The 12107-nt window shown below is 41.5% G+C and carries 11 protein-coding genes; all 11 read right to left on the reverse strand.

What is annotated here, in order from left to right; translation table 11 throughout:
* Positions 1-11: 11 nt before the first annotated feature.
* On the reverse strand, positions 12-1697 hold the full coding sequence (locus B3H30_RS15155; RefSeq protein WP_286834564.1) for a GMC oxidoreductase: 1686 nt from the start codon (positions 1695-1697) through the stop codon (positions 12-14).
* A 42-nt stretch (positions 1698-1739) separates the two neighbouring features.
* A complete protein-coding gene (locus tag B3H30_RS15160) occupies positions 1740-2978 on the reverse strand; it encodes a nucleoside permease (RefSeq protein ID WP_070561211.1) in 1239 nt (412 codons plus the stop codon).
* 95 nt (positions 2979-3073) lie between these two features.
* Complete coding sequence (locus B3H30_RS15165; protein WP_070561137.1) at positions 3074-3997, reverse strand: hydroxypyruvate isomerase family protein; 924 nt, start codon at positions 3995-3997, stop codon at positions 3074-3076.
* 15 nt (positions 3998-4012) lie between these two features.
* Complete coding sequence (locus B3H30_RS15170) at positions 4013-5035, reverse strand: FAD:protein FMN transferase (RefSeq protein WP_070561138.1); 1023 nt, start codon at positions 5033-5035, stop codon at positions 4013-4015.
* A gap of 12 nt (positions 5036-5047) precedes the next feature.
* On the reverse strand, positions 5048-6361 hold the full coding sequence (locus B3H30_RS15175; RefSeq protein ID WP_046672915.1) for a Gfo/Idh/MocA family oxidoreductase: 1314 nt from the start codon (positions 6359-6361) through the stop codon (positions 5048-5050).
* Positions 6362-6387: 26 nt separating this feature from the next.
* On the reverse strand, positions 6388-7356 hold the full coding sequence (locus B3H30_RS15180) for a formylglycine-generating enzyme family protein (RefSeq protein WP_070561140.1): 969 nt from the start codon (positions 7354-7356) through the stop codon (positions 6388-6390).
* Positions 7357-7591: 235 nt separating this feature from the next.
* Positions 7592-8182: a hypothetical protein gene (locus B3H30_RS15185; RefSeq protein WP_112376352.1), complete on the reverse strand. Its 591-nt coding sequence runs from the start codon at positions 8180-8182 to the stop codon at positions 7592-7594.
* 5 nt (positions 8183-8187) lie between these two features.
* Positions 8188-8931, reverse strand: coding sequence for a hypothetical protein (locus B3H30_RS15190; protein WP_115049607.1), 744 nt, complete (start codon positions 8929-8931; stop codon positions 8188-8190).
* 350 nt (positions 8932-9281) lie between these two features.
* On the reverse strand, positions 9282-9545 hold the full coding sequence (gene rpmA, locus B3H30_RS15195; protein WP_046672918.1) for a 50S ribosomal protein L27: 264 nt from the start codon (positions 9543-9545) through the stop codon (positions 9282-9284).
* 44 nt (positions 9546-9589) lie between these two features.
* Complete coding sequence (gene rplU / locus B3H30_RS15200; protein WP_028068281.1) at positions 9590-9901, reverse strand: 50S ribosomal protein L21; 312 nt, start codon at positions 9899-9901, stop codon at positions 9590-9592.
* A 159-nt stretch (positions 9902-10060) separates the two neighbouring features.
* Positions 10061-12103 (reverse strand): M13 family metallopeptidase, encoded by a 2043-nt coding sequence (locus B3H30_RS15205; protein WP_159332955.1) that lies wholly within the window; start codon positions 12101-12103, stop codon positions 10061-10063.
* Positions 12104-12107: the final 4 nt, after the last annotated feature.

Here is a 12107-nt window from a genome sequence, read left to right on the forward strand (position 1 = left end):
ATCTTTAGCTATTAGATGTTACCTTTTTTCAATTCGCTCACTGCGAAATCAACCGCACGAGCAGTAAGTGCCATATACGTCAATGAAGGGTTGACACAACCTGCAGAAGTCATACAAGCACCGTCCGTTACGAAAACATTCAATGCATCCCAAACTTGGTTGTTACCATTTAATACCGAAGTTTTTGGATCACGTCCCATGCGGGCAGTTCCCATTTCGTGGATACCTTGGCCCAAACCATATACGTTATCGTACGTATAGGTATCTTTTACGCCAATGCTTTCCAACATTTCCTTCATTTCATTTTGCATGTCGCCACGCATCTTCAATTCATTATCCTTGATCTCAGCGTCAAATGATAATACAGGTAAGCCCCATTTATCTTTTTTGCTCTTGTCAAGTGTAATTTTATTTTCGTGATATGGCAAGGTTTCTCCGAAAGCAGTAAAACCAACAGTCCAGTCACCTGGCTCACAGATCGCATCTTTCCATGCACCACCAACTTCCATCTCGGCAACAGCACCAGACCAACGTCCACGACCTGCAGCACCCTGGTAACCAAATCCACGTACATAGTCACGTTTTTTGGTATCACCTTCTACATTTACAAAACGTGGCACATACAAGCCTGTTGGTCTACGACCATATACATAGCTATCCAAATATCCATCTATTTTACCTCCGGCACCACAACGGAAATGGTGATCCATCAAATTGTGGCCCAATTCACCGCTGCTGCTACCCAGACCGCCTTCCCAAACATCTGTAGCTGAGTTCATTAACACCCAAGTCGAGTTCAATGCAGATGCACAAACAAAAATTACTTTAGCGAAAAACTCATACGTTTGGTTTGTTTCAGCATCAACAATTTCAACACCTTTTGCCTTTTTCGTGTTTTTATCGTAGATAATCTTTGTTACGATAGAAAAAGGACGTAAAGTTAGATTGTTTGTTTTACGTGCTGCAGGAAGAGTTGCCGATTGCGTACTGAAATAAGCACCAAAATTACAACCCAACCAACATTGATTTTGATATTGACAATTTACACGATCATGATGCGGAACAGTAATGTTGGCTGTTCTACCCATGATGAAATGACGTTGACCACCATATTGCTTTTTCAAACGCTCAGCCAGGTCTTTTTCAACAATGTTCATCGCCATTGCTGGCATGTATTCTCCATCTGGCAAAGATGGTACACCATCTCTATTTCCGGAGATACCCGCAAATTTTTCAGCATAACTATACCAAGGGGCAATATCCTTATAACGAATCGGCCAATCCACACCGTGGCCATCTTTTAAGTTAGCTTCAAAATCCAAATCGCCCAAACGATAAGATTGTCTCCCCCACATTAAAGAACGTCCACCAACATGATACCCACGGTACCAGTCAAAACGTTTTACCTCTGTATATGGACTCTCCTTTTCATTTACCCAAAAATCCAGGTTCTTCTCATTCAACGGATAATCTCTACGCAAAACCGGATATTCTTCGATCATTTTTTGTGTACGACCGCCAGCATGAGGCCATTCCCATGGATTTTTATTTGGCGCAGTGTAATCCTTAATGTGTTCAATGTTACGACCACGCTCCAGCATAATTGTTTTCAGCCCTTTCTCTGTCAATTCTTTCGCAGCCCATCCACCACTTATCCCCGAACCGATTACAATTGCGTCATAAGTATTTGTTGCCATCTCTCTTCTAATTATTTGTTTTTAAATAGTTATTTTTTCTGTTTAGTGTGCAGCATTTGTACTGTCGATCTTTTCGTCCTTAAATAAAGCTAAAAAGATAAAAAATACAACAGCTGCGATAATTGCAGGTACAACCCAGGTATGATTCCAGAATCCTGCTAGGTCTGTTGCTTTCATTGCTTTGTATTTGTCTCCGACGTAACCCGCTACCCAGAAACCGATCAACTGTCCAACACCATATGTTGCCAGCGTGATCAAGCCCTGTGCTGCAGATTTGTATTTAACACCTGCTTTGCTGTCCGTATAAATTTGTCCCGAAACAAAGAAAAAGTCATAACAGATACCGTGCAATGCAATACCGATCAACAACATGAACGACAATTCACCTGCATTGCCATAAGCAAATAACAGGTAACGGATTACCCAAGCCAACATACCGACCAAAATTGTTTTCTTAAAGCCAAATCTTGTAAAGAAAATTGGGAGTGCCAACAAGAACAATACCTCAGATCCCTGACCAATTGTCATTTTACCAGTAGCATTTTCCAGCCCTATCTCAGAAAGAAAAGGGTTTGCATTTGAATAATAAAATGCCAATGGAATACAGATCAATACCGAAGAAATGAAAAAGATCAAGAAGTTTTTGTCTTTCAACAATTTGATCGCATCCAGACCAATGATTGATGCAAAGGACGGTTTTTCGTTTTCGTCCAGTTTAACCGGTGGAGTTTTAGGTAATGCAAAAGAAAATATACCCAATACTAAAGAAGCAACACCCGATAATAGGAAGGTATTTTTTAATGCTCCTTCAGATGCTTTTGCATCCCAAAAATAGCTAATAACTAAACCAGCAACAATCCAACCAATTGTCCCCCAGATACGTATTCCTGAAAATTGTTTTTCCGGATTGGTCAATTGCCGAAAAGAAACTGAACTAGTCAAAGCCAATGTTGGCATGTAAAGTATCATATAAGCCAAAACATACGGATAAAATGTCGACATGTCTGTTGCACTATACATCTGATACATTAATACTGCACCGACCAAGTGTAAAACACCCAAAATACGCTCCGCATTAAAATAACGGTCTGCAATCATTCCGACAATAAAAGGCGCGATAATCGCTCCCAATGATTGTGTTGAAAATACATTGGCCTTTTCAAATTCTGTTGCATTCAAATTCTTGCTCAAGAAAGTACCTAATGTGACAAACCATCCCCCCCAAATAAAAAATTCGAGGAACATCATAAAGGATAGTTTAAATTTTATTGTTGATGAAATCATAAAAAAAATGGTGTTTTACAATACTACTAATTGGTTTTACCTGCTCAATTTAAGAAATTAAATCTAATTGTCAATAGTACACTATTAAAATATTACAAAAAGCTATCGACCTCGCGATATGCCGCCACCAAGCGATCCTCACCCTCTTTACCAGGCTTGGAAATACCATGCTCCATCCCCATGATACCCTTATATCCTTTACTATGAATGTGTTTGAATACGTTTTTATAATTGATCTCGCCCGTAGTCGGTTCTTTACGACCTGGATTATCGCCGATTTGAATATACGCAATTTCATCCCAACAACGATTCATATTTGCAATTAAATCTCCTTCGGTACGCTGCATATGATAAATATCATACAAAATTTTACAGGATGGACTATTCACGGCCTTACATAAAGCATAGGTCTCATGCGTTTGCTGCAAAAACAAATCTGGTGTATCACTTAAGGTTTCCAACACCATCACCAAACCATGTGGTTCAAAGATCTCCGCACCTTTACGCATCGCAGTAAGGATATTGCTGAACTGATTACCCCAAGGCAGTTTTCTTTCATAAAAGCCCGGTACCACAGTCAGCCATTTTGCGTTACAACGCTTGGCAGCTTCGACAGACTTCTTGCATGTTTCGACAAACTTGTCCAAATACTCCTGTTTTCCTGTCGCTAAAGAAGGCATCCAGTTTTGTCCGCCATCCACAACAAATACACCCATGGTCATGCCTAACTTCGCTAATAAATCACCGATCTTCTGCTGCTCGTCCAATGTTCTACCCAAATAGCCATTATCTTCTATTCCACGGAATCCCAAATCATACATATACCGAATTTCATCCAGGAAATTATCACCTGCATGATTTTTGAACATTCCCTGATGGGGAGCATAATTTAAATTGAATGTCTTTCCTTTATCCATCGTATTTGCTGTATTTTGAGTTGTAGACGCAAAAGTCTGTCCAGCTAGTCCTGCCCCCGCGGCCAAAAGACTACCTTTAATAAAATCCGATCTCTTCATTTTATTTATAATTGATTAATTTTTAAATAATTTACCAAATCCATCCGAATAAATCGTTTCTATGGACTGATTTTTATTTTTAAAAATGACAAAAACCGCCACACCTTTCAATTTTTTGGCCTTTGTCTTAATTTGTTCGGGTTCCATGCCCATAAAATAATTATCCAGTGCATCCGCTTCCATAGCAGTCTTCGCATAGACGCTGACACTCAATATATGGGTCATGTATGGGAAACCCGAAACAGGGTCAATATGATGACCCAATTTTTTCCCTTTGTATTGAATAAACTTTTCGAAACTGCCGGCTGTTGTCAGCGCCCCTTCATTGAGCTGCGCAACAGCAGTCATCAATTCCTCCCCACTTTCACCATCGGGCTGAACAATACCAATGGAAAAGCCCTGCCCACCTGGCGGAGTTCCCAAAGCCCTGATTTCACCACCTACCTCGACCATATAATTGGCAATTCCCTTACGTTCGAGATAGTCGGCCAAGACGTCTACCGTATACCCCTGTGCAATACCATTAACATCGATTTTAATCCCCTGTTTCTTTTTAATCAGCCGGTTGCCGCTGACCTTCAGGTAATGCATTCCCACCAGTTCCTTCGCTTTTCGTACCGTCGCCGAATCCGGGGCCACCGGGCTCTTATTAGCACCAAAGCCCCATAGGTTGACCAACGGGGCAATAGTGATATCGAATTGACCTTTCGATAATTTGTGGTATTTAAAGGAAGCATTTATCACCTTAGCCATGTGGCTATCCATCACAACAGACATTACCGTATCTGTATTGAACTTGGATATCCTCGAGTCTTTGCGGTAAATTGACATCGACAAATCGATTGCCGTTAAGATACTGTCAACTTCCGACCGCCTAACAAGACTGTCGGAAGCGAAGTAAGTGATATGGAATTGGGTACCCTGCGCGGGTCCCTCCAGCCGAATTTTATGGGGTTTCGTTGCCGGTATCTGCGCCTGTGCATCAATGCAACAAATCGTAGCAAAAAATAGAAGGCACAAATTCCACTTTAATCCCATCGGCCCAATTGCTTAAATATATAAGTTGGTGTTTTGACCAGGCATCGCTACTGGGTAAAAACCTTCTGCATCCGGAAGTAATTTTGGTTTAGCATCCCAAGCAAGTACATCTGGTCCCAATTTGATGGTCGATTTCAAGGCTTCATCCCACTTGATTACCTTACCGGTATAACAAGCGATACGTCCGATAATACCTGTTAACGTACTGTAAGCACCATATTCTGCATTATCAAATTTATATTCGCCTTTCGAAATTGCCGTAAATAGTTCTTTATGTTCTTGCTGATACGGGTTTGGATTACCCTTCGCATCATGGCGATAGATTTCCTTTCCCTTCCAGTCGTACAATACAGCCTGTCCACCTGCAGAAAGATAAGCACGTCCTTTTGTTGCCTGGAATTGCTCGTCTACACGGTTATGTATACCTTCGAAGTGTCTACATTGACTATAAACAACGCTGTTGTCGGCATAGGTCAATTCTAATGCAAAATTATCATAGATTTCACCATACTCTTTGCCGGTGCGGTGTGCCCTGCTACCTGTACCTTGGATCGATACCGGGTAAGCACCTTTCACCCAATTGGCGATATCAATATTGTGTACGTGCTGCTCTACGATATGATCGCCACACAACCAGTTGAAATAATACCAGTTACGCATTTGGTACTCCATTTCAGTTTGCTCTGGCTTACGCGGACGCACCCATACGCCACCTGAGTTCCAATAAACTTGTCCCGAAGTAACATCACCGATTGCACCCTCGTGGATACGTTTGATCGCCTCACGGTAATTCGTTTGATAACGGCGTTGTAAACCGACTACAACATTCAATTTTTTACGTTTAGCTTCTGCAGCCACACGTAAGACCTGCTGTACACCAGGGATATCAACAGCGACCGGTTTCTCCATGAAAACATGTTTACCTTGACGGATCGCTTCCTCAAAATGCATTGGTCTAAATCCTGGAGGAGTCGCTAAAATAACAACATCGGCCAATTGAATTGCATCTTTATATGCATCGAACCCCACAAATTTGTGATTGTCACTTACATCGATCTTATCTTGCCATTTTTCCTTCAGCGTTTTATAAGTACTCTCTAAATTATCTTTAAAAGCATCTGCAAGAGCCACCACTTTAATGTTCATGCCCGAACTTAGCGCATCAAATGTAGCTCCAGTTCCGCGGCCCCCACAGCCCACTAAGGCAACTTTGATAACATCCGAACCAGCGGCATATGCACCTGATAAAGGCATTGAGCTCAGCACAGCGCCTCCAGCAACTACAGCAGAAGTTTTAATAAAATCTCTTCTTTCTAGATTTTCCATAACAGTTTTATATTGATTATTTTATATTAAAAGTCTTTGATTGGCTGTTTGTCGTAATAAGCCATAATCTCTTCGTGACTAGGTGGGTTGAGGGGTCTGACTAGTCTCATGCCCACGAATGGGGCTTCTGGAAACCACCAGTTACTTTTTGGAATTTGTGGATCCAACTGTTTCCATACGGGATCTGAGGCACCACGCGCTGCAGAGCGCATGTCCTCGGCACCACTGTCAAAAGCACCACCACGTACAACATGTGGATACAGGGTTGTCGGAACGACTACAGGATTAGTCAATACCTTGCCTTTACCTTCATTGTAACTATCGGCCTTATATTGATCATAAGTCCATTCGGCAACATTGCCATAAATATCATAAAGGCCCCAAGGATTCGGTTTCTTCTGTCCTACAATATGTGTTTTCTGTTCAGCATTATCTTTAAACCAGGCATAATCTGCTAATGGCGTTGCTTGATCACCGAAAAAATAAGTCGTCTTTGAACCTGCCCGAGCTGCATATTCCCACTCGGCCTCTGTTGGTAAACGGTAAAATACACCGGTACGGACATACAGCCACTTACAGAATTGAATAGCATTGTAATGGGTCATCGCTAGGGCCGGGTGCCCTTCCTTTCCAAAACCAAAAGTCATATCCAAATAAGGTTTGGTCGGTCGCGTAACGGCATCAATCTCTTTCGATACTTTACCGTCCTTACTCTTTGCGATCTCATAATCTTTATACAGAAATGGCTCAAACAGATCCCAGGTTACTTCATACTGGCCCATCCAAAATGGATCCAACTTCACCTCGTGTGCAGGTTTTTCATCCTCTTTCCCACCGCTTGTAGTTCCCATTTTAAAACTACCGCCAGGGATTGCCAGCATTTTGAACGTCAGATTAGTCCCTTCAATAGGTTGCTCATAAGGTTCGAAAGCTTTCTGAGCCATAGCGTGCACGCCGGCAAATAACAAAACAGGAATAAAGATTCTTTTTAACATATTTAGGTTTGTAATTAAAGACTAAAATATAAAATAAGGTGTATACTTTACACTTTGACACTATAACTTTTTTATTACAGTTTAATTCTTAACATAATAGTCCATTCGTAATATCGATTTAGCCAGATGCTGGCAAGTATCCCTGGTAACTTAACTAGCCTGAAAATCAAGATCAATAAAAAAGGTTTTCCATTCTCATGGAAAACCATAATATCTTATCACAGTATGCCCCTGTCTAAAGCAGAATCTTACGACTTACCGCTTTATCGATGGTAATATATCCCGGGTAGAATACCGACTGCCCTGCGATATTGATAGAAGGTTTCACTTTTAACGTAAATATTCCCTTTTTATTCTCATCGCTTGACATTAAAAAATCCTGCAGGTCCGAATTCTTTAATAAATCATAGATATTGGTCGCTATACGCACATTGGCCACAGTAGATTCTCCGGGCTCTATTTGTAATGATTGATTGACAATCCCTTCCACAAGCTGCTGTCCACCATAAAGAATGATATACTGAAACTTATTAATGGATGCCTTTTTGAGCGTCGGGTTGTCTATTTTAAGCCGGATAACTGCATTCAATGGAATATCTTTCCGCAAATAGGCCAACGCCAGGCTCGGCGCTGCTCCCAGGTCGATTTGATTATTCTTGATCAGTCGTTGCAATGATGTACCGGCCAACCGTATACTATCTACCGATTCCACATCGAACTTACATTTCGCCAAATTCTCGATCTGTGCCTTTTGTCGATTCACGCCGCAGCCGGAGATAAACAAACCCAGCAGAACCAAACATCCAAATAAAATTTTCTTGCTCATAATCCCTATTTTCCTCCAAATTTATATAAAACTCCCAGTGTAAACAATGGGTACCCTGCTTTTAAATAGGTATTACTTTTAAAACCAAATACCATACCGTTCGTATATTGCAGCTTCCATCCTTTCCCTAAGCCCATCCTTGTATAAAATACAGGTTCAATAAGCATATTGTCTTCTTTCTCTGCCGGAAGACCATCAATAGCGAAATTCTTCATCCGCATATTGCTCAACCGAATGATGGTACCGTAATCGATATCGTGCCGGTTGCCAAACAACTTTAGGGCATCCTTTTTCTCCGATGAAAAGTTTACCTGCACAAACACCTTTTCAAAATCCATATCCTTCGTTTCCACAATAGCTTGTCCCATCGTCGACGAACGCTTATCAACCACACTGGTATTGCCTAGCCCATACCCCCCGTAAACCTCAAACACACGATTGTTTTTCCGACCAAAACGTGTATAATAGCCAATCCCCGCTTCGCCCATCTTTTGCGCATAGTCTTTGATATTGGATTTATTATCCACATAGGAACCATTGGCGATGACAGCTACATGATCGGTTACGGCTACCCCCAGGTTGGCCGATACATTAGCCTTTGTATTGATATTACCGGAAACATATACCTCGCCAGCTTCTGTAAACATCGGCGCTGAAGGCACATTAGGCATGTAAATCGAACTACAGGAATAAAATGAACAGGCAAATAACCCCGCACACAAACCATATCCAAACTTGTTGTATTTCATATGTAAGTATTTATTCAATCGTGCTTGCATCCAATGGTATTCCGGAATGTTTCGCCTATTGTCTTAAAAACACCTATCCTTTATAAAAATTGTACCAAAGCTTTACATTTAACAGAAAATAACAATTTAAATAAAACCAAAACCTTAACGCACTCATTACCAACTCCGATAAATTGGCGGGGCAGCAACGCTGCGGGCCAACGATATTGCCAACAGTGGCTCTGTGCAACGAAAGTGCAGCAAGTAGCATCCGATTTCGTTCCTATTGCCCAAGGGTAGATCCATGGGAGAACAGACAAACAAAAAAAGGCATCAATTTCTTGATGCCTTTCCAATATTGTTGCAAAACCTTACGCTTGTTCTGTAGGAACTACAGATACATAAGATTTATTGTTAGCTTTTTTACGGAAAACTACTTTACCGTCTACTAAAGCGAACAATGTGTGGTCTTTACCAATACCAACGTTTGTGTCAGGATTGTGTTGTGTACCGCGTTGGCGTACGATGATGTTACCAGCGATTGCTTGTTGACCACCGAAGATTTTGATACCTAAACGCTTGCTATGTGACTCACGGCCGTTCTTAGAACTACCCGCACCTTTTTTGTGTGCCATTTCTTTATCTTAATTTAAGACTATTTGTCTGATTAAAAATTCAATTATAACGTAATACCAGTGATCTGGATTTTAGAAAATTGTTGACGGTGACCGTTTTTCTTTTTGTAGCCTTTACGACGTTTTTTCTTGAAAACGATAACTTTATCGCCTTTTAAATGAGACAAAATTTTAGCCGAAACTTTTGCACCAGCAACGCTAGGTGTACCAATGGTAAATTTACCACCGTCTTCTGCTAACAATACATTGTCAAATTCAATACTAGCGCCTTCATCTCCTTGTAAACGGTGTACAAAAAGGAACTGGTCTTTTGCAACCTTAAATTGCTGTCCTGCTATATTTACTATTGCGTACATTGTTAATTAATTAAATGTGTTATTAAATGAAGGGCAAAAGTAATCAGTTTTTATCATAATTCAAAGACAAATTTACTTTTTCGTTTCCATTTAAACGTTATCAGTTGAACAACATGACCTTAATCCGTATTAGGCAATGCTGTTCACGCCTGTTTCCGCTTACCAAACCAAAATTCTTTTCTCCGGTGCCACATACATTTTTGCTGTAGGCTGTACATTAAATGCTTTATAGAAAGCCTCCATATTGTATACGGGACCATTTACCCGAAATTGTTCGGGGCTATGTGGATCAACTTTTAAACGTAGCCGCATGCGCTCATCGCTGCTCTTTACGCGCCACACTTGCGCAAAACTCAGGAAGAAACGTTGATCTGGAGTAAAACCATCAATCTTGTCCTGCCCCTGCCCTTGTTTGGTTAATTTAAAGGCATCATAGGCAATATTTAAACCGCCGATATCCGCCAGGTTTTCACCTAAAGTAAGCTCACCGTTTACATGTTGATTGTCCAACAGTGTAAAACCACCATATAACTTCGCTACCTGATTAGCGCGTTCCGTAAACTGTTTCGCATCCACGGCAGTCCACCAATCGTTCAAGTTGCCGTCTTTATCATATTGGCGCCCCTGATCATCAAAACCATGAGTCATCTCGTGTCCGATAACGGCACCGATAGCGCCATAATTGATTGCATCGTCCGCGTTGGCATCAAAGAAGGGGAACTGCAAGATGCCGGCCGGAAATACAATCTCATTATACGGTGGATTGTAATAGGCATTCACCGTAGGTGTTGTCATCAGCCATTCTGCCTTGTCAACCGGTTTACCGATTTTACCCACCATTTCTTTATAAGCATGCTTTGCAGCAGACTGCAAGTTGGCATAGTAGGTATCTTTGGCTACCTCCACGTCACTATAATCTTTCCACTTCTCCGGGTAGCCGATTTTTTTGGTGAAGGCTTCCAATTTTTCAATCGCTTTCTTTTTGGTTTCAGGCGTCATCCAGTCCAATTTCTCAATGCGGTTCTTGTAGACTTTCTGCAAATTGTCGACCAATTCGAGCATTCGTTTTTTTGCTTCGGGCTTGAAGTATTCATCCACATACAACTTACCCACAATCTCGCCAAGATTCTCGTCCGCCGAACTCACCATCAGCTTCCACCGCTCTTTCTCCTGCTTCTGACCATTCAGGGTTTTCCCGAATAATTCAAACTTGGCCTCCCGGAAACCTTTGCTCAGTGCCGCCGCAGAAGCATTCGCTAAATCTGCTTTTAGCTTTGTTTTCCAGCTATCTAAGGACTGCGACTTCAACAAATTATTTAAAGCAAGGTAAAATTTTGGCTGCTGTACCAAAATCGTGTCGGTCTTCACATCCAAGCGTCGCAGAATATCTTTCCAGTTGAGGTTTGGCGTTTGCTTCTGAAATTCCTGTACCGCAAATTTGTGGTAGTTTTTAATGGGATCCCGCAATTCTACAGGTGTGGCATGCGATTTGGCAATTTCTGTTTCCAGGCTTAGCACTTCCTCAGCCGACTTTTGGGCATTTGCCCCTTCACCGATCAGTCCGAATAACTTGACCAGATACGCGACATAGGCCTCCCGGATCTTCTTCGCTTTCTCATCCTGATCTAAATAATAACTTGCTTCAGGCAGGTTGAGTCCCCCCTGAAAAAATTGCAATGCATTCTTAGTGCTGATCCGGTCATCCGCGGCGACATAAAAGGTAAAAAGATCACCATCGCCCTCCTTAAATCCATCTGCAGCATACGCAATCAATTCATCAATACTTTTCAATCCATTGATTTTTTGAATGGCCCCTTCGATCGGTTTCGCACCCAATTTATCGATCGTCACCGTATCCATACCACTCGCATAGAAATCGCCAGCCTTTTGCTGATCTGAACCTTTTTTGTTGTCGGACTTTGCGGCCCCTTCCAAAATAGATTTCAGGTTTGCCAGATTTTCGTCGGCGAGCACATAAAAGGAGCCCCATCCTGTTTCCGATGCCGGGATCTGCGTATTTTTCATCCAGCTTCCATTCGCATATTGGAAGAAATTATCTCCTGGATTCACCGTCGTATCCATACCTGAGACATCAAAAAAATTTGTGCGGACCTCCTGAGCAGTATCGCTTTTCTTATTTGACTGACATGACATCATCATTAAGACCATGGATAGCGTCCCCCATTTGACTTTTTGTATCATATTT

The organism is Sphingobacterium sp. UBA7038, from assembly GCF_002494055.1.
In the GTDB taxonomy this organism is placed as follows: domain Bacteria; phylum Bacteroidota; class Bacteroidia; order Sphingobacteriales; family Sphingobacteriaceae; genus Sphingobacterium; species Sphingobacterium multivorum.

Bases quoted from the DNA above. Each gene is read 5' to 3' on its own strand.
- rplU (WP_028068281.1), bottom strand. From the start codon at position 9,901: ATGTACGCAATAGTAAATATAGCAGGACAGCAATTTAAGGTTGCAAAA.
- B3H30_RS15165 (WP_070561137.1), bottom strand. From the start codon at position 3,997: ATGAAGAGATCGGATTTTATTAAAGGTAGTCTTTTGGCCGCGGGGGCA.
- B3H30_RS15180 (WP_070561140.1), bottom strand. From the start codon at position 7,356: ATGTTAAAAAGAATCTTTATTCCTGTTTTGTTATTTGCCGGCGTGCAC.
- B3H30_RS15205 (WP_159332955.1), bottom strand. From the start codon at position 12,103: ATGATACAAAAAGTCAAATGGGGGACGCTATCCATGGTCTTAATGATG.
- rpmA (WP_046672918.1), bottom strand. From the start codon at position 9,545: ATGGCACACAAAAAAGGTGCGGGTAGTTCTAAGAACGGCCGTGAGTCA.
- B3H30_RS15185 (WP_112376352.1), bottom strand. From the start codon at position 8,182: ATGAGCAAGAAAATTTTATTTGGATGTTTGGTTCTGCTGGGTTTGTTT.
- B3H30_RS15170 (WP_070561138.1), bottom strand. From the start codon at position 5,035: ATGGGATTAAAGTGGAATTTGTGCCTTCTATTTTTTGCTACGATTTGT.
- B3H30_RS15190 (WP_115049607.1), bottom strand. From the start codon at position 8,931: ATGAAATACAACAAGTTTGGATATGGTTTGTGTGCGGGGTTATTTGCC.
- B3H30_RS15155 (WP_286834564.1), bottom strand. From the start codon at position 1,697: ATGGCAACAAATACTTATGACGCAATTGTAATCGGTTCGGGGATAAGT.
- B3H30_RS15175 (WP_046672915.1), bottom strand. From the start codon at position 6,361: ATGGAAAATCTAGAAAGAAGAGATTTTATTAAAACTTCTGCTGTAGTT.